The organism is Actinomadura sp. KC216, assembly GCF_004348535.1.
Taxonomy (GTDB): Bacteria; Actinomycetota; Actinomycetes; order Streptosporangiales; family Streptosporangiaceae; genus Spirillospora.
In genome coordinates this window covers 1-24,985 of the sequence record NZ_SMJX01000043.1, presented here as the reverse complement: position 1 = coordinate 24,985, position 24,985 = coordinate 1, and the positions used below count along the sequence as shown (strand labels likewise).

Annotated in this window: 25 protein-coding genes; 16 read left to right on the top strand and 9 right to left on the bottom strand. The window is 72.3% G+C overall.

Annotation, left to right across the window (positions count from 1 at the left end; translation table 11 throughout):
* Window positions 1–13 precede the first annotated feature (13 nt).
* Together E1264_RS10300 and E1264_RS10295 are read left to right on the top strand one after the other, a co-directional pair.
* Window positions 14–673 carry a response regulator transcription factor gene (locus E1264_RS10300; protein ID WP_132172027.1) on the top strand — a complete coding sequence of 220 codons (660 nt, stop codon included), beginning with the start codon at window positions 14–16 and terminating at the stop codon, window positions 671–673.
* Window positions 674–748: 75 nt separating this feature from the next.
* Entirely contained in the window at window positions 749–1,129 is a 381-nt protein-coding gene (locus E1264_RS10295; RefSeq protein WP_132172025.1) for a hypothetical protein, read from the top strand.
* Between the two features lie 57 nt (window positions 1,130–1,186).
* Here the strand turns inward: E1264_RS10295 and E1264_RS10290 are convergent, their stop codons facing one another.
* Together E1264_RS10290 and E1264_RS10285 are read right to left on the bottom strand one after the other, a co-directional pair.
* Window positions 1,187–1,753 carry a thioredoxin family protein gene (locus E1264_RS10290; RefSeq protein ID WP_132172023.1) on the bottom strand — a complete coding sequence of 189 codons (567 nt, stop codon included), beginning with the start codon at window positions 1,751–1,753 and terminating at the stop codon, window positions 1,187–1,189.
* Window positions 1,754–1,793: 40 nt separating this feature from the next.
* Entirely contained in the window at window positions 1,794–4,283 is a 2,490-nt protein-coding gene (locus tag E1264_RS10285; protein WP_132172021.1) for a DNA topoisomerase IV subunit A, read from the bottom strand.
* 148 nt (window positions 4,284–4,431) lie between these two features.
* Between E1264_RS10285 and E1264_RS10280 the strand changes: the two genes are divergently transcribed.
* A complete protein-coding gene (locus tag E1264_RS10280) occupies window positions 4,432–5,598 on the top strand; it encodes a lactate 2-monooxygenase (RefSeq protein ID WP_132172019.1) in 1,167 nt (388 codons plus the stop codon).
* Window positions 5,599–5,608: 10 nt separating this feature from the next.
* Here E1264_RS10280 and E1264_RS10275 read toward each other — a convergent pair whose 3' ends face one another.
* From E1264_RS10275 to E1264_RS10260, 4 genes are all read right to left on the bottom strand, one after another.
* Window positions 5,609–6,301: a class I SAM-dependent methyltransferase gene (locus tag E1264_RS10275; protein ID WP_132172017.1), complete on the bottom strand. Its 693-nt coding sequence runs from the start codon at window positions 6,299–6,301 to the stop codon at window positions 5,609–5,611.
* A gap of 84 nt (window positions 6,302–6,385) precedes the next feature.
* Entirely contained in the window at window positions 6,386–7,135 is a 750-nt protein-coding gene (locus E1264_RS10270; RefSeq protein ID WP_132172015.1) for a glucose 1-dehydrogenase, read from the bottom strand.
* A 99-nt stretch (window positions 7,136–7,234) separates the two neighbouring features.
* The gene (locus E1264_RS10265) at window positions 7,235–7,816 is read right to left on the bottom strand and encodes a TetR/AcrR family transcriptional regulator (RefSeq protein ID WP_132172013.1); all 582 of its coding nucleotides are present in this window, start codon (window positions 7,814–7,816) and stop codon (window positions 7,235–7,237) included.
* A gap of 39 nt (window positions 7,817–7,855) precedes the next feature.
* Complete coding sequence (locus E1264_RS10260; RefSeq protein WP_132172011.1) at window positions 7,856–8,425, bottom strand: hypothetical protein; 570 nt, start codon at window positions 8,423–8,425, stop codon at window positions 7,856–7,858.
* Window positions 8,426–8,765: 340 nt separating this feature from the next.
* On the opposite strand from E1264_RS10260, the gene E1264_RS10255 reads away from it, so the two are divergent.
* The 12 genes from E1264_RS10255 to E1264_RS10200 all read left to right on the top strand — a co-directional run bounded on the left by E1264_RS10255 (window position 8,766) and on the right by E1264_RS10200 (window position 20,136).
* Window positions 8,766–10,052 (top strand): histidine kinase, encoded by a 1,287-nt coding sequence (locus E1264_RS10255; RefSeq protein WP_132172009.1) that lies wholly within the window; start codon window positions 8,766–8,768, stop codon window positions 10,050–10,052.
* Window positions 10,040–10,687, top strand: coding sequence for a response regulator transcription factor (locus E1264_RS10250; RefSeq protein ID WP_132172007.1), 648 nt, complete (start codon window positions 10,040–10,042; stop codon window positions 10,685–10,687). The genes E1264_RS10255 and E1264_RS10250 overlap by 13 nt, the downstream gene beginning before the upstream one ends.
* Window positions 10,684–11,550, top strand: coding sequence for a hypothetical protein (locus tag E1264_RS10245; protein ID WP_132172005.1), 867 nt, complete (start codon window positions 10,684–10,686; stop codon window positions 11,548–11,550). Before E1264_RS10250 ends, E1264_RS10245 begins: the two co-directional genes overlap by 4 nt.
* Window positions 11,551–11,965: 415 nt before the next feature.
* Window positions 11,966–13,000, top strand: a complete 1,035-nt coding sequence (locus tag E1264_RS10240; protein WP_132172003.1) for an ATP-binding cassette domain-containing protein — start codon at window positions 11,966–11,968, stop codon at window positions 12,998–13,000.
* Complete coding sequence (locus tag E1264_RS10235; RefSeq protein ID WP_132172001.1) at window positions 12,997–13,653, top strand: methionine ABC transporter permease; 657 nt, start codon at window positions 12,997–12,999, stop codon at window positions 13,651–13,653. Before E1264_RS10240 ends, E1264_RS10235 begins: the two co-directional genes overlap by 4 nt.
* A gap of 20 nt (window positions 13,654–13,673) precedes the next feature.
* Window positions 13,674–14,489 carry a MetQ/NlpA family ABC transporter substrate-binding protein gene (locus E1264_RS10230; RefSeq protein ID WP_132171999.1) on the top strand — a complete coding sequence of 272 codons (816 nt, stop codon included), beginning with the start codon at window positions 13,674–13,676 and terminating at the stop codon, window positions 14,487–14,489.
* Between the two features lie 86 nt (window positions 14,490–14,575).
* Window positions 14,576–15,550, top strand: coding sequence for an STM4015 family protein (locus tag E1264_RS10225; RefSeq protein ID WP_132171997.1), 975 nt, complete (start codon window positions 14,576–14,578; stop codon window positions 15,548–15,550).
* Between the two features lie 70 nt (window positions 15,551–15,620).
* A complete protein-coding gene (locus E1264_RS10220; protein WP_132171995.1) occupies window positions 15,621–16,691 on the top strand; it encodes an STM4014 family protein in 1,071 nt (356 codons plus the stop codon).
* Window positions 16,679–17,479 (top strand): STM4013/SEN3800 family hydrolase, encoded by an 801-nt coding sequence (locus E1264_RS10215; RefSeq protein ID WP_243710849.1) that lies wholly within the window; start codon window positions 16,679–16,681, stop codon window positions 17,477–17,479. The genes E1264_RS10220 and E1264_RS10215 overlap by 13 nt, the downstream gene beginning before the upstream one ends.
* Complete coding sequence (locus E1264_RS10210) at window positions 17,476–18,762, top strand: STM4012 family radical SAM protein (protein ID WP_243710848.1); 1,287 nt, start codon at window positions 17,476–17,478, stop codon at window positions 18,760–18,762. Before E1264_RS10215 ends, E1264_RS10210 begins: the two co-directional genes overlap by 4 nt.
* Complete coding sequence (locus E1264_RS10205; RefSeq protein WP_132171993.1) at window positions 18,762–19,616, top strand: STM4011 family radical SAM protein; 855 nt, start codon at window positions 18,762–18,764, stop codon at window positions 19,614–19,616. The genes E1264_RS10210 and E1264_RS10205 overlap by 1 nt, the downstream gene beginning before the upstream one ends.
* Window positions 19,617–19,749: 133 nt before the next feature.
* A complete protein-coding gene (locus E1264_RS10200) occupies window positions 19,750–20,136 on the top strand; it encodes an ATP-binding protein (RefSeq protein ID WP_243710847.1) in 387 nt (128 codons plus the stop codon).
* A gap of 92 nt (window positions 20,137–20,228) precedes the next feature.
* Here E1264_RS10200 and E1264_RS10195 read toward each other — a convergent pair whose 3' ends face one another.
* The 3 genes from E1264_RS10195 to E1264_RS10185 all read right to left on the bottom strand — a co-directional run bounded on the left by E1264_RS10195 (window position 20,229) and on the right by E1264_RS10185 (window position 23,108).
* Window positions 20,229–21,368, bottom strand: a complete 1,140-nt coding sequence (locus E1264_RS10195; RefSeq protein ID WP_132171991.1) for a DUF6745 domain-containing protein — start codon at window positions 21,366–21,368, stop codon at window positions 20,229–20,231.
* Window positions 21,369–21,377: 9 nt separating this feature from the next.
* On the bottom strand, window positions 21,378–21,704 hold the full coding sequence (locus E1264_RS10190; RefSeq protein WP_132171989.1) for a hypothetical protein: 327 nt from the start codon (window positions 21,702–21,704) through the stop codon (window positions 21,378–21,380).
* Between the two features lie 75 nt (window positions 21,705–21,779).
* On the bottom strand, window positions 21,780–23,108 hold the full coding sequence (locus tag E1264_RS10185; RefSeq protein ID WP_132171987.1) for a threonine/serine exporter family protein: 1,329 nt from the start codon (window positions 23,106–23,108) through the stop codon (window positions 21,780–21,782).
* Between the two features lie 186 nt (window positions 23,109–23,294).
* On the opposite strand from E1264_RS10185, the gene E1264_RS10180 reads away from it, so the two are divergent.
* Window positions 23,295–24,985, top strand: a 1,691-nt coding sequence (locus E1264_RS10180; RefSeq protein WP_132171985.1) for a RecQ family ATP-dependent DNA helicase, incomplete at its 3' end; no start/stop codon positions are given.

Sequence of the window (24,985 nt, the reverse complement as noted above, 5' to 3'; positions counted from 1 at the left end):
GAGGCGGGGCGCGGTGAGCGAGAAGACGAGGATCCTGGTCGTGGACGACCAGACCGTCGTGCGTGAGGGCCTGGTGCTGCTGCTCGAACTCCTGCCCGGCCTCGACGTGGCCGGGGCCTGCGGGGACGGCGAGCAGGCCGTGGCGATGGTCGCGGAACTGGGCCCGGACGTCGTCCTGATGGACCTGCGGATGCCGCGGATGGACGGCGTCGAGGCGACCCGCCGGATCAAGGAGGCCCATCCGGACGTGGAGATCGTCGTGCTGACCACCTACGCCGACGACGAGTCGATCTTCGCCGCGCTGCGCGCCGGGGCCCGCGGCTACCTCACCAAGGACGCCGGCGCGGACGAGATCGCGCGGGCCGTCGCCGCCGTCCGCGGGGGAGCGGCGCAGCTCGACCCGGCCGTCCAGCGGCGTCTGGTGGAGGCCGTCGCGACCGGCGACCGGCCCCGCCGCCCCGGCCGCGACGGGCTGCCGGACGGCCTCACGCCCCGCGAGGCGGAGGTGCTCGCGCTGATCGCGCGGGGACGCTCCAACGCCGAGATCGCCGGTGACCTGTTCATCTCCGAGGCGACGGTGAAGACGCACATCAACAACCTGTTCGCCAAGGCGAACCTGCGCGACCGGGCGCAGGCCGTGACCTACGCGTTCCGGCACGGCCTCGCCGGTTGATCGTCGATCACCGCGCGGCAAGAACTCGGTCAAGGGCCGGGCGGGCGCGTCCCGGCGGCCGGGACCATGAAGAGCGTGCTCAGAACCTGCATGATCGCGGACTACCTGCGCCCGTACGCGCAATGGCGGATCAACCGTCCCGACCCGTGCGACGACGGCCGCAACGCCCGCGCCGCGATCGGTCTCATCGACGCCGCCGCCTACGTGACGCAACTGGATGAGAGCGCGCGTGTCATCGTCCGCATGGCCGTGGCCGGATGCTTCACCATGGGCCGTTTCGACCCGGGTGCCGAGGGCGAGAGACTGGTCCGTTTCTGGCACTACGACGATGCGGACGGCGGGCCGTCCGAGCTGCTCGAAGCGCTGGCGGCGGCCGCCGAGCGCTGCCTGCGGCCGAAGGACGTCGAGACCGTCATGCTGCCGCGTCCGCGCGAGGGCGAGGCCACACCGGCGTAACACGGCCGGTGTGATTCAACCGGTGTGATTACAGTTCGTGTGATTACCAGTGGTGAATTACACCGGTTCGTTGCCGGGCTTCCATTTGATTCCGCAGCCGAGGCTCGGCGTGTGGGGCTCGGGCACGTCCTTGCCCGCCAGCACCAGATCGAGCGCGGCCCTCAGCGACGCGCCGTCCGCCGGGACGTCGTTGCGGGGGCGGGCGCCGTCGAACTCGCCCCGGTAGGCGAGCCGCCGCTCCCGGTCGTACAGGAAGAAGTCGGGCGTGCAGGCGGCGCGGAACGCCCGGGCCGTCTCCTGCGACTCGTCCACCAGATAGGGGAACGCGAACGCGGCGCGGGCGGCCTGCTCGCGCAGGTGCTCCGGGCCGTCGTCGGGATAGTTGACGACGTCGTTGCTGCCTACGGCGACCGTCGCGAGGCCCTTGTCCGCGTACTCGGCGGTGAGGGCGCCGACGGCCGCCTCGACACGGCGCACGTACGGGCAGTGGTTGGACAGGAACGCCACCAGCAGGGCGGACGCCTCGGGGAAGTCGTCGTGCGACACCGTCCCGCCGTCGATGGACGGAAGGCTGAACGCCGGAACCGGGGACCCGAGCGGAACCATGAACGATGCGATCGGCATGCGGCCCATTGTGACGCACCCGCCCGGGCCCGTCCGGGGCTCATTCCTCGGGCTCGTCCTCCTCCGGGGGCGGCGGGCCGAGGGGGCCGCTGATGGCGGTCAGGGGCTTGTCGAGCTTCTCGCCGGAGCCGTCCCTGCGTCCCAGGGTCGCGTTCAGCATGGCCGGTTTGCCGTTGGCGCCCGCGGCGCGGAGCGGGGTCGGCGCCGCCCACGCCTGGAGCAGGACGTCCTCGCCCTTGAGGAAGCGGTGCGCGCGGACGCCTCCGGTCGCGCGGCCCTTGGCCGGGAAGTCGGCGAAGTCGGCGAGCTTGATCGCGCCGGTCTGGGTGCCGGGCAGCGCGGACGACGAGCCGGACACCGTGATGACGCGGGCCTCGCGGGACGGGTCGATCGCGCCGAACCACAGGACGCGGGCGCCCGCGCCCAGCTTGATGCCCGCCATGCCGCCCGCCGCCCGGCCCTGCGGCCGGACGATCGAGGCCGCGAAGTGCAGGAGCTGCGCGTCGGAGGTGATGAAGACGAGGTGCTGGTCGTCGGACAGGAGCTGCACGGCGCCGACGACGCGGTCGCCGTCCTTGAGGCCGATGACCTCGAACTCGTCGCGGTTGGCGGGGAAGTCGGGCACGACCCGTTTGACCACGCCCTGCGCGGTTCCGAGGGCGAGACCGCCGCCCTCGTCGGTGACGGCGGCGATCCCGACGATCGTCTCGTCCGGTTCCAGGTCGACGTACTCGGTGATCGGGGCGCCGCCCGCCAGGGACGGCGGCGTCGCCGACGCGGGCAGCGTCGGCAGGTCGAGGACGTCGACGCGGATCATGCGGCCGTGCGAGGTCACCGCGCCGACCTGGCCGCGCGCCGTGGCGGGGACGACGGACGTCAGCACGTCGTGCGCGGCGCGGGGGCCGCTGTCGGGCAGCGGGCCGGGCCCGTGCGTGCGGGCCATCAGGCCGGTGGACGACAGCAGCACGGTGCACGGGTCGTCCGCCACCTCCAGCGGGACGGCCGACACCGCGGTCTGCCCGGACGATTCCAGCAGGATCGTCCGGCGCGGGGTCGCGAACTCCTTGGCGACCTCGCCGAGCTCCTTGGACACGACGCCGCGCAGCTTCTTCTCCGATTCGAGGATCGCGGTCAGCTGCGCGATCTCCTTGGCGAGCTGATCCTTCTCCTTCTCCAGCTCGAGCCGGTCGTACCGGGTGAGGCGGCGCAGCGGCGTGTCGAGGATGTACTGCGACTGGATGTCGGACAGCTCGAAGATCTGCATCAGCCGCTGCTTGGCCTGCGCGGCGTCGTCGCTCTGCCGGATGACCTGGATGACCTCGTCGATGTTGAGGAGCGCGACGAGCAGGCCGTCCACGAGGTGGAGGCGGTCCTCGCGCTTCTTGCGGCGGAACATCGAGCGGCGGCGGACGACGTCGATGCGGTGGTCGACGTAGACCTGCAGCATGTCGCGGAGCCCGAGCGTGCGCGGCTGGCCGTCGACGAGCGCGACGTTGTTGATGCCGAACGTCTCCTCCATCGGCGTCAGCCGGTAGAGGTCCTGCAGGACGGCCTCCGGGTTGAACCCGTTCTTGATCTCGATGACGAGGCGGAGGCCGACGTTGCGGTCGGTGAGGTCCTTCAGGTCGGCGATGCCCTGGAGCTTCTTCGCGTTGACCAGTTCCTTGATCTTGGCCTTGACGCGCTCCGGGCCGACCGCGTACGGCAGCTCGCTGACCACGATGCCCTTGCGGCGCGGCGTCACGTTCTCGATGGTCGTGGTGGCGCGGGTGCGGAACGTGCCGCGGCCGTTGGCGTAGGCGTCGCGGATGCCGTCCAGGCCGACGATCTTGCCGCCGGTGGGCAGGTCGGGGCCGGGGACGTGGCGCATCAGGTCGTCGAGCGTGGCGTCCGGGTGGTCGATCAGGTGCCGGGCCGCGGCGATGACCTCGCCGAGGTTGTGCGGCGCCATGTTCGTCGCCATCCCGACCGCGATGCCGGACGCGCCGTTCACCAGCAGGTTCGGGAACGCGGCGGGGAGGACTTCGGGCTCGCGCTCCTGCCCGTCGTAGTTCGGGCGGAAGTCGACGGTGTCCTCGTCGATGGAGGCGACCATGAGCATCGCCTCGCGGGACAGGCGCGCCTCGGTGTACCGCATGGCGGCGGGCATGTCGTCGCCGCCGAGCGACCCGAAGTTGCCGTGCCCGTCGACCAGCGGCATCCGCATCGCCCAGGACTGCGCCATCCGCACCATCGCGTCGTAGATCGCGCTGTCGCCGTGCGGGTGCAGCTTGCCCATGACCTCGCCGACGACGCGGGCGCACTTGACGTGCCCGCGGTCGGGGCGCAGCCCCATCTCGTTCATCGAGTACAGGATCCGGCGCTGGACGGGCTTCAGCCCGTCGCGCACGTCCGGGAGCGCCCGCTGGTAGATGACCGAGAGGGCGTACTCGAGGTAACTGCCGCGCATCTCGTCGGAGACGTCGACATCGACGATGTTCTCCTCGAAGTCCGGCGGCGGGGGAGGTGCCTGGGATCCGCGTCGTGCCATGCCCACATTGTGGCCGGTCCCAGGGACATCTTTCGCCCGCCCCAGCCGGTGTGGCGCCCGGTTCGCCGAATCGGTGCCGTTCCGTCATCTCCGCAGAGGTGGCACATTGGTGCCGGACGGTTTCGGATCATCGCAGGTGGAGGCTTCCTTGGGCGCGCCGGCCGACTTCCAGAACTCGATCTATCTGCAGGGGCTCGGCGACGTCGTCCCGGCGCTGCCGACCGACCTGACGAAGCTGGAGGGCCTCGCCGAGCGGTCGCTGTCGGAGCGGGCGTTCGGGTACGTAGCGGGCTCGGCGGGCAGCGAGGCGACCGCGCGGGCCAACCGCGCGGCGTTCGACCGGTGGCGGATCGTGCCGAGGATGCTCAGGAACGTGACCCACCGCGACCTTTCCGTTCAGGTGCTCGGCACCGACATGCCGTCGCCGGTGCTGCTCGGGCCCATCGGCGTGCTGTCGATCGTCCATCCGGACGGTGAGCCGGCCGTCGCGCGGGCGGCGGCGGCCGAGGGCGTGCCGATGGTGCTGAGCACGGCGTCCTCGCACAGCATCGAGGACGTGGCCGAGGCGAACGGCGGCGGGCCGCGCTGGTACCAGCTGTACTGGCCGAAGAACCGGGATCTCGCCGTCAGCTTCCTGGAGCGCGCCAAGGCGGCCGGTTACTCGGTGCTCGTCGTCACGCTGGACACGTTCACGCTGGCGTGGCGCCCCCGGGACCTCGACCAGGCGTACCTGCCGTTTCTGCGCGGAATCGGCGTTGCGAACTATGTCAGCGACCCGGTCTTCCAGAGCATGGTCGGCGGCGGTCCGATCACCGAGGCCAACTGGGACCAGGCGGTCCTGCACTGGGTCGCCACCTTCGGGAACCCCGCCCTGACCTGGGACGACCTGATCTTCCTGCGCGAGCACTGGGACGGCCCGATCGCGCTGAAGGGCATCCAGCACCCCGACGACGCCCGCCGGGCCGTCGACGCGGGCATGGACGGCGTGATCGTCTCCAACCACGGCGGGCGGCAGGTGGACGGCGCCGTCGCCTCCCTCGACGCCCTGCCCGGCGTGGTCGACGCCGTCCGCGACCAGGCGACGGTGCTCTTCGACAGCGGGATCCGCACGGGCTCGGACATCGCCAAGGCGCTCGCGCTCGGCGCCAAGGCGGTGCTGGTCGCGCGTCCCTACGCCTATGGGCTGGCGCTCGCGGGTGAGGCGGGCGTCCAGCACGTCCTGCGCTGCCTCCAGGCCGAACTGGAGTTGACGCTGGCGCTCTCTGGCTTCACCCGTCCCGACGAGCTGAACCCAGAGGTGCTCATGCGCTCGTGACGCGGAGGCGTCAGGAGCGGCGGGCCAGGACGAGGCTTCCGCGTTTCGTCACCGGGAGGGGCGTCCGGACTCGCCGGGCCGCCTCGGCCGCCTGCGACCGGGGCATGTGGCGGGCGATCAGGTAGTCGCGGACGGCGTCGTGGTCGGGCAGCGTGATCAGCGGCGCGTCCCACCGCTCCACCTCGACCTCGCCGAACACCTCGCAGACGCGCGCCGGGGCGTCCTCGGCGTCGAACGTGGTCGGCTCGGGACGCCAGACGGGCGACAGTTCGGGGCTGTCGGTCCGGCAGATCGCGGTGACGAGCAGCACGCCGCCGGGCGCGAGGACGCGGCGGGCCTCGCGCAGCGCGAGACCGGGATCGTCCAGGTGGTAAAGCATGTTCACGGCGATGGCGGCGTCGAACGTCCCGTCCCGGAACGGCAGCCGCAGCGCGTCGGCCCGGACGCGCGGCGCCGGATGGGCGCGCAGGAGCTCGGCGGACGCGTCCAGCCCCACCAGCCGGAACGGCGGCGGGTCGGGGAGGGCGTCGCTGAGCGCGCCCTCCCCGCAGCCGATGTCCAGGACGAGGGACGGCCCGCCGTTCAGCAGCTTCGCGGCGATGTGGTCGTGCAGGCTCCGCGCCCCGATCAGGTACTTCCTGGTGACCCTGGAGGCGAGGCGGAAACGCTCCGGGTCGGAGTCGTAGTCGGGTGTGAGGGCCATGGACTGAGTCTGCCCTCTCGACCGATTTGAAAAGCGTCACCGGGGGCCACACCGGGGGCCACACCGGGGGTCACGCCGGGGGCGTCAGGCGGTGGCGCCGCCGTCGACGACCAGGTCGTGCCCGACCACGTGGCTCGACGCGTCCGACGCCAGCCACAGCACCGTCTCGGCGACCTCGGACGTGTCGGCGACGCGTCCGGACGGCGCGGCCGTGCGCATCCGCTCCGCGCGCTCGGCGCGGGTCTCGCCGGGGAGCAGCGACATGGGCGTGTCGCTGGCGCCGGGGCTGACGGCGTTGATCCGGACGCCGTCGGCGATGTGGTCGAGGGCCGCCGCGCGGGTCAGGGCGCTGACCGCCGCCTTGGACGCCGCGTAGGCGGCCAGCCCGGGACGGCGGACGTGCGCGCCGATGTTGGACGCGACGTTGACGATCGTCCCGCCGCCGTTGCCGCGCATGTGCGCGATCTCGTGCTTCATCGACAGGAACACGCCGGTCAGGTTCACCGCGAGGACGTCGTCCCAGGCGTCCTCGTCCACATCGGCGAGCGGCCCGGTGGCGCTAAGGATCCCGGCGTTGTTGACCGCGACGTGCAGGCGGCCGTGGCGTGCCGCGACGGTCTCCACCATCCGGGCGACGCCGGAGGTGTCGGTCACGTCGGCGACGACGTGGTCGGCGCGCTCGGGGCCGATCTCCTTGACCGCGCCGGTGAGCGCGGTCTCGTCGCGTCCGGCGAGGACGACCGTGGCGCCCTCCCGGGCGAAGCCGCGCGCGATGGCGCGGCCGATGCCGCCCGCGCCGCCGGTGACGAGCACGGTCCTGCCGTCGAAGATCATGGCCTGTCTCCTGTCTCTCGGACCTTCAGATACTAGATCGATCGTTCTTGAATTTGGGTGCAGAAAGCCCCGCCTTGCGGGAGGCGGGGAAGGGCAGGGTCAGCCGAAGACGGCGAGGGCCTCGCGCGTCGCGTCGCGGATGCGGTCGTCGTCGGCGGGGGCGCGGCCCAGCACGCGCAGGCCCTGGAGGAACACGACCAGGAACCGGGCCAGCGCGCGCGGGTCACGGTCGCCGGGCAGCTCGCCCTGCGCGCGGGCGCGGGTCAGCGCGGAGGTGAGCGACGCCTCCAGGAACGTCCAGCTCGCCTCGACCAGGCGGGCGGCCTCGGGGTCGCGGGCGGCGAGCTCCACCGCGGTGTTGACGACGAAGCAGCCGTGCCTCGGCCGGTCCCGGGACGACTCCGCCGCATAGGCCTCGACCAGCGCCCGGATCTGCGGCAGGACGGGGCCCGGCTGCGACACCGCCTCCGCGACCGACGGGTCCGTCGTCCGCAGGTAGTGCTCGAACGCCTTCAGGTACAGCTCGTGCTTGCCGCCGAACGTCGCGTAGATGCTGGCGCGGGCGACGCCGAGACGGTCCACGAGATCGGCCATGGAGGTCGCCTCGTAACCGCGCTCCCAGAACAGCTCCAGGGCGCGCCCGAGGGCCTCGTCCGGGTCGAACTCCTTCGTCCGTGCCATGCCGGGACGATAACCCTATCGGGAACGACCGGTCAAATATCAGAGCTGGGGGCGGGCGGGGACGGCCGGGCGGTCGAGGTCCAGGGCGTCCAGCACCGACCCGTCCGCGGCGAGGGCCTCGACGATGGGCCCGCGGCGCGCGCCCCACACGACGGCGACGTGACCGTGCGCGGGGACGTCCAGCAGCCGCGTGCCGACCCGGATCCGCGCGACCTCCGCCGACGCGCGCAGCCGCGCCTCGTTCACCCACTTCGCGCCCCACGGCAGCAGCCGGCCGGCGTTGCGGACCGTCCGGCCCGACCCGTACTTCAGCAGGTGGCGGCCCATCTCACCGGACGAGCGGCGGGCCAGGGGCTCCTCGGGGGCCGAGCCGCCGGCGCCGCCGAGCTCCATCCACTCGCCGTCGCGGCGGTGGAACGTCCAGCCCTCGATGAAGCCCGGCGCCGCATCGCCCCACTGGTGCAGGAACGTGACAACGGCCACGTCGCCGTCCATGTCGAGGCCGAGGGGAAGGAAGCCGCGTCCGTCGTCGCGGGTGGCGGGAGCAGGGTCGGGCAGGCCGTCCCTGAGGAGCCGCATGCACTCCTCGCGCACCTCTTGGTCGTTCATGTTGCGGGACCTCTGGATCGTGCAGGGCGTTCGCGTGAGCCGTGTAGGCAGGGAGCCCGTACCGGGGACGTTCGTCCAGGCAGGGCGAAGGGCCCTCCAGCGAGAGGGCCCCACGTCGGACACACTCTAGAGGTCCGGCTCGTCTGCTTTCACCCGTCTGGCGTACTCCCGTCCCTGGTTCGCCATGCGTCCCTCATCCGGCCTTCAGCCACGTTCGATCCGGCGCCCCGGACGTCACCGTCAGTGACTCGCGCCCCCGGCACGGGGTGGCACTAGGTTCACCCCGGCATGTGAGGCTCGTTTCCTGGTGGCCCGCGAACCAGGGCAATACGGTTGCTCCATGGCAACCACCCTCGCGATCGCGCCGCGTGCCCGCGTGCACGCTCCGTGGTCGGCGACGGCGTGGCGCGACACCGCGTTCGTCGCCTCGGGGGTGCCGCTGCAGGTCGCCGGATGGCTGATCGCGGGCTCGCTCCGGATGCTCTGGTCGCCGGGGAACTCGGTGGAGCTCCTGTTCATGGCGTGCGCGTCGGTGATCCTGGTGCTGCTCGTGCTGCGGCCGCTGACGTCCTGGCAGCGGGAGCGCTGCTGGGCGATGCTCGGCCTGCACGTCCCGCGCATGCCCGGCTTCGACGACGGGCTCCTGCGCGACGCGCTCCGCGACGTGCGCTCGCCCGAGCTGTGGCGGGTCGTGCAGTACCACCTGGCCGCCGGGCCGCTGCTCGCGCTCGGCGGGATCGGCGTCATCGCGACGTGGGCGACCGGAGCCGTCCTCACCGTTTCCGGCGTGTACGGGTGGGCGCTGCCCGCGTCCAGCCCGCTGAACCCGATCACCCACCCGGCGCGGATCGCCGCCCTGACCGGCGTCGGCGTGCTGCTGCTGGCGGCGGCGCCCTGGGCGGCGGCGGGCGTCCGCCGGCTCGACGCCCGCGCCGCGTCCGCGCTGCTCGGCCCCGACCGCGCGAAGGAACTGGAGCGGCGCGTCGAGGACCTCGCCGAGAAGCGCGCCAGCGTGGTGGACGCCGCCGACCTCGAACGCCGCCGCATCGAGCGCGACCTGCACGACGGCGCGCAGCAGCGGCTCGTCTCGCTCGCGCTGAACCTCGGGCTGGCACGCGAGACCCTCCGCGACGTCCCGGACGAGGCCATGCAGGTGATCGTGGAGGCGCACGAGGAGGCCAAGGAGGCGCTGACCGAGCTGCGCACCCTGATCCGCGGCCTGCACCCGGCCGTCCTGGAGGACCGCGGGCTGGACGCGGCGCTGTCCGGCGTCGCCGCGCGGGTGCCGCTGCCCGTCCGGCTGCGGGTCGAGGCCGAGCCGCGCGCCTCGTCGACCGTCGAGGCCGTCGCGTACTTCGTCGTGTCCGAGGCGCTCACGAACGTCGTCAAGCACGCCCGCGCCACCGAGGTGGACGTCGCCGTGATCCGGCGCGGCGCCACGCTGCACGTGACCGTCACCGACAACGGCAAGGGCGGCGCCGACCCGGCGGGGGGTCCGGGCTCGTCCGGTGGGACGGGGCTGGCCGGGCTGGCGCGGCGCGTCCGGTCCGTGGACGGCACGTTCCGGATCGCCAGCCCCGCCGGGGGACCGACGACCGTCACCGTGGAGCTGCCGTGCGCGTTGTGATCGCCGAGGACTCCGTCCTGCTCCGCGCCGGGCTGATCAAGCTGCTGGAGACCTCGGGGTTCGAGGTGGCGGCGGCGGTCGGCGAGGCCGAGGGGCTGCTCGCCGCCGTCCGCGAGCACCGCCCGGACGCGGCGATCGTGGACGTCCGGATGCCGCCCGGCTTCGGCGACGAGGGCGTCCGGGCGGCGCTGGTCATGCGGCAGGAGTCGCCGGAGGTGGCCGTCCTGCTGCTGTCCCAGTACGTGGAGGAGCGGTACGCGGCGGACCTGCTGGCGGCCAGCACCCGCGGCATCGGCTACCTGCTCAAGGACCGGGTCGCGGACGTGTCGGTGTTCCTGGACGCGCTCCGGCGGGTCGCGTCCGGCGGCACCGCGCTCGATCCCGAGGTCGTCTCGCAGCTGCTGCTGCGCCGCCACCGCGACCCGCTCGACCGGCTCACCCCGCGCGAGCGGGAGGTCCTGGCGGTGATGGCGGAGGGCCGCTCCAACGCGGGCATCGCGGCGGCGCTGGTGGTGAGCGAGAGCGCGGTCGCCAAGCACATCAACAACATCTTCGCGAAGCTCGACCTCCCGCACACCGAGGGCGACCATCGCCGCGTGCTCGCCGTCCTCCGCTTCCTGGACGGCGAGCCATGACCGGCCCCGGCACCGGATCCGCCGCGCGGACCTCACCGCGAGGCCTGGCCGCCCCGGCCGGGCCTCCGCCCGTTCCCGGACGCCCCCGCCGCCGCGGCACATGGATCGTCCTGGCGATCGTGACCGCGCTGGTCCTGGTGGTCCCGGCCGGCCTCAAGGCGTGGGGGCGCGTCATCCGGCAGACGGCGGTGTCCGACACCGCCTTCACGCACGCGATCAGGGAGCTGCGGCTCGACGCCGGCGGCGCCGAGGTGTCGGTCGGGCCGGGCCCGGACGGCGAGGCGCGCGTCTACAAGCGGCTCAGCTGGGGCGTCCGCAAGCCGGACATGACCGAGAAGGTGGTCGGCGGCGTGCTGGTGATCGAGTTCCGCTGCAACGGATCCGGCCTGTTCAGCGGCCGGGGATGCGGCGCGGACATCGACGTGCGGGTCCCGCGCGGGACCCGGGTGACGGCCGTGTCGGGGTCCGGGCGGATCAGCGTGCGGGAGCTGAGCGGCGACCTCGACCTGCGGACGGGGTCGGGCGAGGTCAGGGCCGCGGACGTGCGCGGGCGGCTGTGGCTGCGGGCCCGTTCCGGCGCGGTCGTCGCGACCGGGCTGGCGTCGCCGGTCGTCCGCGCCGAGGTGTCCTCCGGCCGCCTCGACCTGCGCTTCGCCGAGCCGCCCGGCCTCGTGGAGACGGCCGCCGACTCCGGCACACTCAAGATCATCGTCCCGCCCGGCTCGGTGTACCGCGTCGTCGGCTGGACGGGCTCGGGCTCCGCCCACCTCAACAAGGCGGTCCTGGACGACCGCTCCCCGCGCCAGATCTCCGTCCGCAGCGGCTCGGGCGCCAGCTACCTCGACTATCGCGACGAAGAGTGAAATTCTGTCGTCCGGCCTTCCGCGCAGGCAGTGACGGCGGCCACACCGCGCGCGTTTGCGTCATCGGTGTGGAGCGGGTTTACTGCTGACATGAGCTCTGTACGCCGGTGCCTTGAGCACCGCCCGCAGACTCCGCGGGCCATGCGGCGTATGCGCGGCCGTCGAATGTGTGAACGCTGAGGGCCCCCGCCTGAGAGCCTCGCGCCCCGAAGCGAGCGAATTCCGACACGCGAGTCACCATGAGTTTCGAGCGCCACCTGCTGAGCCACTCCCCGTACCCGCCTGGCCTGTCCTGAACTGAGCCACGCCTCCGCCACGCCCGGCGCCATGCCGTGCGCCGGCCGTGCCCTGGTGTGTCCCGACCTGTTCACGCGCCGCCGACCGGCGGCCTTCCGTCCGCATGGATTGATTCCCTGTGATTCAGATCGAAAAGCTCCGAAAGGTGTACCGCGGCCATGGCCGCGAGGTGACCGCCGTCGACGGCGTCGACCTGACCGTCGCCGAGGGCGAGGTCTTCGGCGTCCTCGGCCGCAGTGGCGCCGGCAAGAGCACGCTGCTGCGCTGCGTCAACCTGCTGGAACGTCCCGACGCGGGCCGCGTCGTGATCGACGGCCGGGACCTGCTCGCCCTGCGCGGCGGCGAGCTGCGCCGGGCGCGCCAGGGCATCGGCATGATCCACCAGCACTTCGGCCTGCTCGGCAGCCGCACCGTCGCCGGCAACGTCGCGTTCCCGCTGGAGGTCATGGGCGTCCCGCGCGCCGAGCGGGCCCGGCGCGTCGCCGAGCTGCTGGACCTCGTCGGGCTCACCGAGCACGCGAAGGCGTACCCGGCGCGGATCTCCGGCGGGCAGAAGCAGCGCGTCGGCATCGCCCGCGCCCTCGCCGGACGCCCGAAGGTGCTCCTGTCGGACGAGGCCACGTCCGCGCTCGACCCGGACACGACCGCGTCGATCCTGGAGCTGCTGCGCGACCTCAACCGCCGGCTCGGCCTCACGATCCTGCTCATCACCCACGAGATGGACGTGGTGAAGAGCATCTGCGACTCGGCCGCCGTCATGCGGGACGGCCGGTTCACCGAACAGGGACCGGTGACCGAGCTGCTCGCACGTCCCGGCTCCGAGCTCGCCCGCGGCCTGTTCCCGCTGCCGCCCGCAGAACCCCGCGACGGCCACACCCTCGTCGAGGTCACGTTCGTGGGCGGCGCCACCGACGAACCGTTCGTGTCGGCGCTGGCCCGCAAGTACTCCCTGGACGTCAACATCCTCGGCGGCGCCATCGAGACCGTCGGCGGCGAGCGCGTCGGACGCCTCCAGCTCGAACTCCCCGGAGACCCGTCCATGAACGCCACCCAGCTCGCCTACCTCCGCGAGTCCGGCCTGGCCGTCAGCGTGAAGAGCCCCGCCCCCGGCCCACAGGACGCCCGCGACGAGGTCGAGGAGGATGCGCGATGAGCTGGGACGAGGTCACCCCGCTGCTGTGGCCCGCCACGGTCGACACCCTCTACATGACCGGCGTGGCGACGCTGTTCACCGCCGTCCTCGGGCTGCTGCTCGGGGTGCTCCTCGTGGTCACCGAGCGCGGCGGGCTCCTGCCCGCGCCGCCGGTCAACAAGGTGCTCGGCGTGATCGTCAACATCGGGCGGTCGCTGCCGTTCCTGATCCTGATGGTGGCGATCATCCCGTTCACCCGGACGATCGTCGGCACCAGCATCGGCAACGCGGCCGCGATCGTCCCGCTGACCGTCGGCGCCATCCCGTTCTACGCACGGCTCGTCGAGATCGCGCTGCGCGAGGTGGACCCGGGCGTGCTCGCCGCGGCGGACGCGATGGGCGCCACCCGCCGGGAGATCGTCGGCAAGGTCATGCTGCGCGAGGCGCGGCCGGGCCTGGTGTCCGGGCTGACCGTCACCGTGATCGCCCTCATCGGCTACACGGCCATGGCCGGGACGGTCGGCGGCGGCGGGCTCGGCAACCTCGCCGTCGTCTACGGCTACGAGCGCTTCGAGACCAAGGTCATGGTCGCCACCGTGGCGCTGCTGATCGTCCTGGTCCTGATCATCCAGGCGGCGGGGGATCTCGTGGCCCGCCGCCTGACCCACCGGTAACGCAGAGAAAGGCACCTGTCGTGCTACGCAAGATCACAGTCGCGCTGGCCTCCGTCGGGCTCCTCGCGGGCCTGACCGCCTGCGGCTCGTCGGCGGCGTCCGACGACCCGGACGCGCCGCTGAAGGTCGCGGTCAACCCCGTCCCGCACGGCGACATCCTGACCTACGTCAAGGACAATCTGGCGGCCGAGGCCGGGCTGAAGATCGACGTCGTGACGTTCAGCGACTACCAGCAGCCGAACACCGCGCTGAAGGAGAAGCAGGTCACGGCCAACTACTTCCAGCACGTGCCGTTCATGGAGGAATTCGAGAAGAAGTCCGGGACGACGCTGTCGTTCGTCGCGCCCGTCCACCTCGAACCGCTCGGCGTGTACTCGAAGAAGGTGACGAGCCTGCGGGCCGTGCCGCGGGGCGCGACCGTCGCCGTCCCGAACGACCCGGCCAACGGGGGACGCGCGCTGAAGCTCCTGGCCGGAAACGGCCTCATCACGCTGAAGCCGGACGCGCCCGCCACCGCGACGGAACGCGACATCGCGAGCAACCCGAAGGGCCTGAAGATCAAGCCCCTGAAGGCCGCGCAACTGCCCCGCTCGCTGGACGACGTCGACCTCTCGGTCATCAACGGGAACTACGCGATCGAGGCCGGTCTCGCGCCCAACAGGGACGCGCTCGCCGCCGAGAAGCCCGAGGGCAACCCGTACGCCAACGGCGTGGTCACCCTGCCGGAGAACAAGGACGACCCGCGCGTGAAGAAGCTGGTCAGCCTGCTGCGGGGCCCCGAGGTCAAGAAGTTCGTCGAGGACAAGTACAAGGGATCGGTGCTCGTCGCGTCGTAAAGGCGGGAAACGCGGGAAATCGCGGCGTACTGTCCGCCGCTCCTGATAGGACAGGGCCGACGATCTAGCTCGCGAAGGGGGACCCCATGGGCGTTTACGAGCACCTCGAGGAGTACGCCGGGCTGCCGGTGGCCACGTTCAACGAGGAGACGGGGGTGGACGACGACACCGAGGAGGAGGACGACGGCCGCGGCGCGTCGTCCGCCGGGGATTTCCCGCCCGCGGCCGAGGCGGCCTGGTACGTCGGGACGTCCTTCAGCGAGGAGCCGTTCGGCGACATCTTCGCCCGGTTCCTGCGGACGATCGACACCACCGAGGTCACGGCGCTGATCATCGGCTACTGGGGCGCCTCCTACGACGACGACGTCGCCGACCCGGTCGAGCTGCTGTGCGGGGCCGCCGCGTCCTTCCCGAAGCTGAAGGCGCTGTTCCTCGGCGACATCACCGGCGAGGAGTCGGAGATCTCCTGGATCGAGCTCTCCGACATCTCGCCGCTGTTCACCGCCTTCCCCGAGCTGGAGCGGTTCGAGGTCCGCGGCTCGCAGGGGCTGACGCTCCAACCGGTCAAGAACGACCGGCTGAAGGTGCTGCGGTTCGAGTCGGGCGGGCTGCCGGGGCATGTCGTCCAGGCCCTGGGGGCGAGCGAGCTGCCGAACCTGGAGCACCTCGACCTGTGGCTCGGCGAGGAGAACTACGGCGGCGACTCGACCGTCGCCGACCTCGCCCCGTTCCTCGGCGGCGAGCGGTTCCCGGCGCTGCGCCACCTCGGCCTGGAGGACAGCGAGATCCAGGACGAGATCGCGGCGGCGGTCGCGGGCGCGCCCATCGTGGCGCGGCTGGAGTCGCTCAGCCTCGCGATGGGCATCCTCACCGACCAGGGCGCGGAGGCGCTGCTGTCCGGCCAGCCGCTCACCCACCTGCGCAAGCTCGACCTGCACCACCATTTCCTGTCGGACGCCATGGTGGAGCGGGTGAAGGCCGCGCTGCCCGGCGTCGAGGTCGACCTCGACGAGCAGGAGAAGCCGGACGGCGACTGGCACTACATCGCGGTGTCCGAATGACGCGGATTCTCGCCGCTGGACGTGGCGCCGCTGGACGTCGTGCGGTGGGCCGTCGCGCCGCGGTGCCGGAATGACGTTCGCCGTCGTCGGCACGCCCGGCGACCGGCGTCCCGCGCTGTTCGCGGCGGCGTGCCGGTCGTCCGGGCTGCCCGAGCCCCGGCTCATCGCCTGGACGGACGTGCTGCGCGGCGCCGGGATCGACCTCCGGCCCGGTGACCTGCTGCGCGTCGACTCGCCCGGCGAGGACCCGGAGGCCGACGCGCTGCTGCGCGGTCCCGGCGCACCGTCCCGGGTGGGCGGCGGGGCGCGCTGGCACCGGACGTTCACGGCGGCGCTGGGCCGGCTGTCCGCGGCGGCGTCGGCGGCCGGGGCACGCCTTCTCGGCGACGTCGAGGAGATCGCCGTCATGTTCGACAAGCGGCTCGCGCACGCCCGCCTCCAGGCCGCCGGAGTGCCCGTCCCGCCCGCGCTGCCGCAGGTGGACGGGTACGCGGCGCTTCGCTCGCGGATGGCCGAGGCGGGGGAGCGGCGGGTGTTCGTCAAGCCGGCGCACGGCTCGTCGGCGTCGGGGGTGGTCGCCCTGCAGACCGCGCCGGGCCGGGTCCGGGCCGTGACATCGGCGTTCATGGCGGGGGAGAAGCTGTTCAACTCGCTCCGCGTCCGCACCTACGACACCGAGGACGAGGTGGCCGCCCTCATCGGCGCGCTCGCGCCGGACGGCCTTCACGTGGAGCGCTGGCTGCCGAAGGCCACGGTCGGCGGTCGCGTGTTCGATCTGCGCGTCGTCGTCATCGGCGGCGAACCCACGCACGCGGTCGTCCGGACAAGCCGCAACCCGATGACCAACCTGCACCTGGGTGGCGCCAGAGGCGACCTGCCGTCGGTGCAACGCGCCCTTGGAGCGGACGGCTGGCAGCGGGCATTGGGCGTGTGCGCGCGGGCCGCCGCCTGTTTCCCGGGGAGCCTCATGGTCGGCGTCGACCTGCTCGTCGGCCAGGGGATGAAGCGCCTCGCCGTCTGCGAGGTCAACGCGTTCGGCGACCTGCTGCCCGGCCTCACCGGCCTGCCTGGCGGCCCTGCCGAGGGCCTGGACACCTACACCGCCCAGATCAGAGCAGCATTGCCCGTATGTACGACATGAACCGGGTCATCGGCAGCCATGACGTCCTGCTGGTGACCCTGGACACGCTGCGCTACGACGTGGCCGCCGAACTGGCCGCGTCCGGTGATACGCCCACGCTGACCGGGCTCCTCCCAGAGGGCCGCTGGGAACGGCGCCACACGCCGGGCAGTTTCACGTATGCCGCGCACGCCGCGATGCTCGCCGGGTTCCTGCCGACGCCCGCGTCCCCTGGGCCGCACCCCCGTCCGTTCGCCGGAGCGTTCCCCGGCAGCGAGACGACCACGGACGGCACGTGGACGTTCGACACCGCCGACCTGCCGTCCGGGCTCGCGTCAGTGGGCTACCACACGGTCTGCGTGGGCGGCGTCGGGTTCTTCAACAAGCAGACACCGCTCGGGTCGGCGCTTCCGTCGCTGTTCGCCGAGAGCCACTGGGAGCGCGGGTTCGGAGTGACCGACCCGGAGTCGCTGCCCAACCAGATCGACCGCGTAGCCGAAATCATGGCGCGGCTGCCTGCCGAACGCCGCCTGTTCCTCCTGCTGAACGTCGCGTCCTTGCATCAGCCCAACTGGTTCTACCTGGACGGCGCCACACGCTCTGCCGGAGACACGCGAGCCAGCCATGCCGCCGCGCTCCGGCACGTCGACGCCCACATCGGCCGCCTGTTCGCCCTGATGCGCCGCCCCTGCTTCGTCATCGTCTGTTCCGACCACGGGACGGCCTACGGCGAGGACGGCCACATCGGGCACCGCATCGGCCACGAGGTCGTCTGGACCGTTCCTTACGGGGAGTTCGTTCTGTCGTGAATCAGTACCAGGCGTACGTGTACGCATACCCGCACAAGACCGCCTACCGTCCGCTGCCTGCGCCACTCCCCGCACTACGCGATGTGTGGGACGGCGAACGGCTCGATTCGCTCTTCCTCTACATGCACGTGCCCTTCTGCGAAATGCGGTGCGGCTTCTGCAATCTGTTCACCCGCACTGGCGCCCCCGAAGAGCTGACGGGCGCCTACCTGGACGCGCTCGACCGGCAGGCCACCGCCGTCCTGGACGCCCTGGGCGGCGAAGCCTCGTTCGCCACCGCGGCCTTCGGCGGCGGCACGCCGACCTACTTCACCGCGCCGGAACTGGAACGTCTCTGCGACATCGCCGGACGATTCCCGGGATTCGGCACGACTCCGCTGGGCGTGGAAACGTCCCCGGCCACAGCGACCACCGACCGGCTGACAGTGCTCGCCGAACGAGGCACGACCCGGATCTCCATCGGCGTCCAGAGCTTCCTGGACGAAGAAGCGCGCGCCGCCGTCCGCCCTCAAAAACGCGCCGAGGTAGAGGCCGCACTAGATCGCATACGTGCCGTGGGCTTCCCGACCCTCAACATCGACCTCATCTACGGCATCGACGGCCAGACGCCCGCGACCTGGACGCACTCCCTGAACTCCGCCTTGGCGTGGCGTCCAGAGGAGATTTACCTCTATCCCCTCTACGTCCGTCCGAAGACCGGGCTCGAACACCGCACGCAGAACTGGGACGACCAGCGCGCCACCCTCTACCGGATGGGCCGCGACCACCTCTTGGCCGAGGGCTACGAGCAAGTGTCGATGCGGATGTTCCGCCTACCCTCCGCCACCGCCAACGGCACCGAGTACTGCTGCCAGACAGACGGAATGGTCGGCCTGGGCTGCGGAGCCCGCTCGTACACGTCCCGCTTGCACTACTCGTTCGAGTACGCGGTCGAGACCAGGCTCGTGCGCTCCATCATCGACGACTACGTGTGCGAGGACGACTTCACTACGGCTCGCGTCGGCTTTGAACTGACCGACGACGAGCGCCGCCGCCGGCACCTCGTCCAGTCCCTCCTGCAGACGACCGGTGTCGACCGAACCGGTTACCGGTCGCGCTTCGACACAGACCCACTGGACGACTTCCACGCCGACCTCACGAATTTCCAAGCCCGCGGATGGCTGGAGGCGTCCGACGACACGATCCGGCTGACTCCGGAAGGGCTCGCCTACTCCGACGCCATCGGCCCGGCACTGTTCTCGCCACACGTCCAGACCCTCATGTCCACCTATGAGCCCCGCTGATGGACCACCTGACCATCCTCTATCGAGGCCCCCTCGCCAGCTGCGACTACGACTGCCCGTACTGCCCTTTCGCCAAGCGCCGCGACACGCCGGAGCAGCTCCGCGCCGACCGCGCCGCCCTCGAACGCTTCACCACCTGGGTCACCGCACAAGAGCACCGCATCTCGGTGCTGTTCACACCGTGGGGCGAGGGTCTCGTCCGATCCTGGTACCGGCGCGCCCTGGTGGGCCTGAGCCATCTCCCGCATGTCGAGCGGGTCGCGATCCAGACGAACCTGAGCCACCGCGTGTCGTGGACGTCCGACGCCGACCTCACCCGCCTCGCGCTCTGGGCGACGTACCACCCCGGCCAAGTGCCCTACGACCGTTTCATCAGCAAATGCCGCGACCTGACGGCACGCGGCGTGCGGTACAGCGTCGGCATCGTCGGCCTTCCCGAACACCTCGACGCCGCTAGGCGCCTGCGCGCCGACCTACCCACCAGCACGTACCTGTGGGTCAACGCCGCTGAAGGACGCACCTACGAGGACGCCGAAGCCGACGCCTGGACCGCCCTCGACCCGCTGTTCCCGGTGAGCCGCCGCCCGCACGCCAGCCGCGACCTCCCCTGCCGGACGGGCGACACCGTCGTCTCCGTGGACGGTGACGGCACCGTCCGCCGCTGCCATTTCGTGCCCACTGTCCTGGGCAACCTCTACGACGGCACGTTCCGGGACGCCCTGGCCCCGCGCCCCTGCCCACTCGACACCTGCGACTGCCACATCGGCTACGTCCACCTGGAACCGCTGGGCCTCTACGACACGTTCGCGGGAGGCGTCCTAGAACGCATCCCGGCCCTCCTAACCCACCCCTGACCGTCCACCCACACCAACGCGGCCACGCGGACGGGTGCGGCGCGAGTCGGTCACGGTGATCGGAGCGGTTCCCGTGCGCGGGGGGCGTGAGAGGGCGCATGCTTGCGTTAGCCGGTGAACCTTAGGCGGACCCGTGGACCACTTACCTCGTCCTCACCTCGTCCTCGCGCTCAGCCCGGTCGAGGCGGCCGTGCGCGCGGCGCGCGACACGGTGCGCGCCGCCATGGAGGGCTGGAACCGGCAGGACCTCAACGGCGACCTCGAGCTCATCACCAGCGAACTCGTCACGAACGCGATCCGGCACGCGACCACCATCACGCTCGTCGTCTCCCTGCCCGACGACGCGACCGCCATGGTCGAGGTGTGGGACGACAACCCGGAGGGCCCGGCCGTACCGATGGCAGATCCGCACGCAGAAGGCGGCCGCGGCCTCCTGCTCGTCGGTGCGCTGTCGCGGTCGTGGGGCTGGCGCTCCACCGACGGCGGCAAGGTCACCTGGGCGCGGACCGCGGCGCCGTGAACGGCGAAAGCGGGCGGGCGTCCGTTGGTGACTGGGGAAGTGCGACCAACGGACACCCGCCGGGGGCCGGGACATTCCGGCCGTCCATAGGCTCAGGTCTGTTTTTCGGGGTGGTAGTCGGCCTCGTCCACGCCGAACGTCCATGCGACGCCCGCGCGCGCTGTGCGCGTGCCAGGCGGGACGCGCAGATAGTAAGTGCGGTGGGTTCCGTCAGGTTCCGGTGTCGAATTCACCACCTCCACCATGACGACGGGTTCGTCGCCGGGCAGGTCGATCGTCCACAGGACCCCTGTCTCGTCCCTATGGATGGGACGCGCGCCCGTCTCGGCCAGGTAGCGGTCGTAGCCGAAGATTTCCAGCATCACCCGGCGCAGTTCCGCGTTCTCCTCGGAGGAGATGCGGTCGGCCGTGAGGCCGGTCAGCGAGTCGACGAAATCGGGCGGGATCGGCATGCCGCGCCAGGCGTGCAGGGCGAAACCGTCTGGGTAGGCGAGGGCGGGGCCGTCGCCGCGGTGCAGCCGTCCGGGCTCGTCGCGGTGCAGCTCGGCGGGCCGCTCGGACAGGATCACCAGCCGCTCGTAGGGCCACCACCAGCCGGTGGCGCGGGCGGCCTCCGCGAGGCCCGCGAGCGGGCCGTCGAGCCGTCCGAGCGTCTCGAACAGCGCCAGCCACGGCGCGTCGTGCTGGCCGAGGACGGCGTCGAGCGTCGCGCCACGCAGCAGGGACGCGGTCGCCTCCGCCTGGGCGTCGGTCGCATCGCCTCCCGCGCGGGCGCCGAGGTCGCCGATGGCGGCCCGCACGCGCGTGACCAGGGCCTGGACCTGGTTCCACAGCAGGCCGCCCGTCTCGGCCCACACCTGCGGCCACTGCTCCGGCCCCTGTTCGGAGCAGGCCGCGGCGCGTTCGGCCTCCCACGGACGCGTCCTCACTGCGGCGAGGACACTCGTTCCGGCAGGGACGCCACCGAGGTCGGCCCTGGCCTGGTCGACCAGCTCGCCGAGCCCCGCCGCCGCCAGCACATCGCCGTGCCCGGCCAGGACGGCCGCCGCCACGGCGCCGCGCGCGGGCGAGGGCACCCAGACGTACCGTTCGGGAGCGTCCAGACCGGCGGCCGCGTAGGCGGCGGCGACGCCCGCCTCCGCCCGGTCGCGGTCGGCGGGGCCGGTGCCGAAGGCCGCCGCCTGCCAGTCACCGACCACGTAGTGGGCTTCGCGTGCTGTAGCCGTGAGCATCCCGCCCCCTCAGTCGGCCACGACGCGGACGGTGCCCGGCACGTACTCGCGCTGGCGGATCACCCGGTACCAGCCCCTCGGCAGGGTGATCGCCGCGTGCTCCTCGTGGACGAGCCGCCCGCCGGACGGCAGGTGCAGGTAGTCCGGGGTGAGCGGGCCGGGGGCGCGCAGCAGCGACCCGGGCGCGGACAGCGCGTGCGCGTGCCCGGTGGCCTCGCCGAGCGCCAGGACCATGCGCCCCCGTCCGTCCCGCGGCGTGGGCCGCAGGTCGCGGACGGACTGCGGGACCGCCTCCTCGGACACGGGCTGGATCAGGATGTCTCCCTGTCGGTACATGCTGCGAACGTAACGTCCGCCACCGACAAAACCAGCCCGCCGAGACCGCCCCGCGGACGGCGTGCGGGACGGCCGTCAGAAGCCGCGGGTGCGGCGGGCCGCGGGCCGGGCCCAGCGGCCGGACGCGCTCAACCCGACGTGCTGGAACGCCCGGACGAGCTCCCCACCGAGGTTGACGCCCGCGCCCAGCGCGAGGGCCACCGACACGGCGCCGATGAGGCTCAGCACACCCGACTCTGGGGAGCCGGTGTTGAGCTCGACCATTCCCCTGTAGAGGGAGGTGCCGGGCAGAAGGGGGCCGATGGCGGGGACGACGAACGGCATGACGGGGTGTCCGTGCCTGCGCGCCAGCCAGTTCGCCAGGATGCCGACGACGGTCGCCGCCATGGCCGCCGCCAGGACGGGGGGAACCTGCCACCCGCGCGCCAGGACGTACAGCACCCAGATCAGCCCGCCGCCCAGCGCCGCGGCGGTCAGCACGTCCCGGGGCGCGGCGAGCGACACCGCGAACGTCAGTGAGATGGCCGCCGCCGCCAGGACCGCGAGCGGTTCGAGCTCCGCCGCCGGGGTGGGCAGGTGCCGGACGTCGATGTTCACGCCCAGTTTGACCGCGATGTACACGACCGCGCCCAGCCCGGACACGATCGCGGCGATCATGAAGAAGACCTCCAGCACCCGCGCCCCGGCGCTGACCAGGTCGCCGGTGATGCCGTCCTGGATGCTGACGACCAGCGGGCGCCCCGGCAGCAGTGCCAGGATCGCGCCCGTGACGACCGTCGCGGCCTGGCCCGGGCTGCCCAGCGCCACCACGATCACAGCCGCTCCGGCGCCGATCGCAGCGGCCACCGTCAGTTGGAAGAACTCCGCGATGCCCCGGCGCGCCAGCGCGGCGGCGGCGCGGTCGCCGAGCAGGGTGGCGATGAACGCCGTGGTCGCCACGAGCGGCCCGCCGCCGGTCAGCACACTGCCCGAGGCCGAGATGAGCCCCAGCGCCACGACCAGGAGCCAGGCCGGGTACGGGGGACGCCCCATCTTTATCTCTGCGAGCCTCGTGTGCGCGTCCTCGAGTTCCAGCATCCCGATGGACGCGTCCTGCACCAGCTGATGCAGCGCGGTAAGCCGCCAGTAGGCCGGAGTACGGCGCCGGATGGCCCGCGACGCCGTCACCGGCGGCTCGCCCTTCCCGGGATGGGCCGACACCAGGAGACTCGTCAGCGTGGCCTGGACCTCGCAGCGCGGAAGCTCGTAGGCGACCGCCAGGCCGAGCATGGCCTCGTTCACCCGCTCGGTGGTCTCACCACTGGCCAGGAGGAGCTCGCCGACACGCAGGACGAGGTCGACCGCCCGCGGGTCGACGACCTCGCCGGGCTCCTCTTCGGGCGGTTCGGGGGGTGTGTGATCCATCAGGATCTGCCACGTCCGCCGCAAGCGTTCCCCCGCGCCCATTCCCCGCCCGCGTTCCTTCCGCCGCCGAAAACCGATCTTGACTGGCAGGCTACCCGCGCCTCACCTCTCCCCAACCTTTGGCCCCGCTATCCACAGAACGCGGTTCTGGTGCGGGCATGCCGACGGCGCTGATACCAAGGACGCATGAGCGAATCCGACCTGCTCCGGGACGATGCCGAGCGCTGCCTGCGCGCCCTCGCGGGCGAGCACGCGCGGCTCCGCGACGACCAGTGGACGGCGATCAGCGCCCTCGTCGTGGAGCGGCGGCGGGCCCTGGTCGTCCAGCGCACCGGCTGGGGCAAGTCCGCCGTCTACTTCGTCGCCACCCGGCTGCTCCGCGACCGCGGCGCCGGCCCCACCGTGATCGTGTCGCCGCTGCTCGCGCTGATGCGCAACCAGATCGAGGCCGCCGGGCGCGCCGGCATCCACGCCCGCACGATCAACTCGTCCAACACCGGCGACTGGGACCAGGTCTTCGCCGAGGTCGAGGAGGGCGTGGTCGACGTCCTGCTGGTGAGCCCCGAGCGGCTCAACAACCCCGAGTTCCGCGACCTCGTCCTGCCGAAGCTCGCCGCCGGGGCCGGGCTGGTCGTGGTGGACGAGGCGCACTGCATCTCCGACTGGGGGCACGACTTCCGCCCGGACTACCGGCGGCTCCGGACCCTGCTGGCCGAGCTGCCGCCCGGCATCCCGGTGCTCGCCACCACCGCGACGGCCAACGCCCGCGTCACCCAGGACGTCGCCGAGCAGCTCGCCGGCGACGAGGCCCTCGTCCTGCGCGGCCCGCTCGAACGCGAGTCGCTCCACCTCGCCGTCGTCACGCTGCCGACCGCCGAGCAGCGCATCGCCTGGCTGGGCGAGCACCTCGGCGAACTCACCGGCTCCGGCATCATCTACACCCTCACCGTCGCCGCCGCCCACGAGATCGCCGGCTACCTCCGCGACCGCGGCCACGAGGTCGCCGCCTACTCGGGCCAGACGGAGCAGGCCGAACGGCTCCAAGCCGAACAAGACCTGCTGGACAACAAGCTCAAGGCCCTCGTCGCCACCAGCGCCCTGGGCATGGGCTTCGACAAACCCGACCTCGGCTTCATCGTCCATGTGGGCGCCCCGCAGTCCCCGGTTGCCTACTACCAGCAGATCGGGCGCGCGGGCCGCGGCGTCGACCGCGCCGAGGTGATCCTCCTCCCCGGCAGGGAAGACCGCGACATCTGGGCCTACTTCGCCAGCCTCGCCTTCCCGCCGGAACCCGTCGTCCGCCGCACCCTCGAAGTCCTGGAGGCCGCCGACCGCCCGCTCTCCACCGGTGCGCTCGAACCCCAGGTCGACCTCAGCCGCACCCGCCTGGAGATGATGCTCAAGGTCCTCGACGTGGACGGCGCGGCCCGCCGCGTCAAGGGCGGCTGGACGGCGACCGGCGAGCCCTGGTCCTACGACCGCGAACGCTACGACCGCGTCACCGCCGAACGCCGCCGCGAACAGCAGGCCATGCTCGACTACATATCCACGCCCGCCTGCCGGGAGGAGTACCTACGCCGCCAACTGGACGACCCTGCCGCCGCCCCCTGCGGCCGCTGCGACAACTGCACCGGCCGCCACTGGCCCGCCGAAGTCACCCAGAAGAGCACCACGCAAGCAAGGGATCGCCTGCACCGCCCCGGCGTCGACATCGCACCCCGCCGTATGTGGCCCGCCGGCGTCAAGGACGACCTGGGCGTCTCCGGCCGCATCGAACTCCAGGCCGAGACGGGCCGCGCCCTGGGCCGCCTCACCGACATCGGCTGGGGCAACCGCCTCCGCGAGCTGTTCGCCTCCGACGACACCGACGTCCTCGC

Excerpts from the sequence above, each read along its gene's own strand:
- E1264_RS10290 (WP_132172023.1), bottom strand. The coding sequence starts at position 1,753 with ATGCCGATCGCATCGTTCATGGTTCCGCTCGGGTCCCCGGTTCCGGCG.
- E1264_RS10285 (WP_132172021.1), bottom strand. The coding sequence starts at position 4,283 with ATGGCACGACGCGGATCCCAGGCACCTCCCCCGCCGCCGGACTTCGAG.
- E1264_RS10275 (WP_132172017.1), bottom strand. The coding sequence starts at position 6,301 with ATGGCCCTCACACCCGACTACGACTCCGACCCGGAGCGTTTCCGCCTC.
- E1264_RS10270 (WP_132172015.1), bottom strand. The coding sequence starts at position 7,135 with ATGATCTTCGACGGCAGGACCGTGCTCGTCACCGGCGGCGCGGGCGGC.
- E1264_RS10265 (WP_132172013.1), bottom strand. The coding sequence starts at position 7,816 with ATGGCACGGACGAAGGAGTTCGACCCGGACGAGGCCCTCGGGCGCGCC.
- E1264_RS10260 (WP_132172011.1), bottom strand. The coding sequence starts at position 8,425 with ATGAACGACCAAGAGGTGCGCGAGGAGTGCATGCGGCTCCTCAGGGAC.
- E1264_RS10255 (WP_132172009.1), top strand. The coding sequence starts at position 8,766 with ATGGCAACCACCCTCGCGATCGCGCCGCGTGCCCGCGTGCACGCTCCG.
- E1264_RS10245 (WP_132172005.1), top strand. The coding sequence starts at position 10,684 with ATGACCGGCCCCGGCACCGGATCCGCCGCGCGGACCTCACCGCGAGGC.
- E1264_RS10235 (WP_132172001.1), top strand. The coding sequence starts at position 12,997 with ATGAGCTGGGACGAGGTCACCCCGCTGCTGTGGCCCGCCACGGTCGAC.
- E1264_RS10225 (WP_132171997.1), top strand. The coding sequence starts at position 14,576 with ATGGGCGTTTACGAGCACCTCGAGGAGTACGCCGGGCTGCCGGTGGCC.
- E1264_RS10220 (WP_132171995.1), top strand. The coding sequence starts at position 15,621 with ATGACGTTCGCCGTCGTCGGCACGCCCGGCGACCGGCGTCCCGCGCTG.
- E1264_RS10215 (WP_243710849.1), top strand. The coding sequence starts at position 16,679 with ATGTACGACATGAACCGGGTCATCGGCAGCCATGACGTCCTGCTGGTG.
- E1264_RS10205 (WP_132171993.1), top strand. The coding sequence starts at position 18,762 with ATGGACCACCTGACCATCCTCTATCGAGGCCCCCTCGCCAGCTGCGAC.
- E1264_RS10195 (WP_132171991.1), bottom strand. The coding sequence starts at position 21,368 with ATGCTCACGGCTACAGCACGCGAAGCCCACTACGTGGTCGGTGACTGG.
- E1264_RS10190 (WP_132171989.1), bottom strand. The coding sequence starts at position 21,704 with ATGTACCGACAGGGAGACATCCTGATCCAGCCCGTGTCCGAGGAGGCG.
- E1264_RS10185 (WP_132171987.1), bottom strand. The coding sequence starts at position 23,108 with ATGGATCACACACCCCCCGAACCGCCCGAAGAGGAGCCCGGCGAGGTC.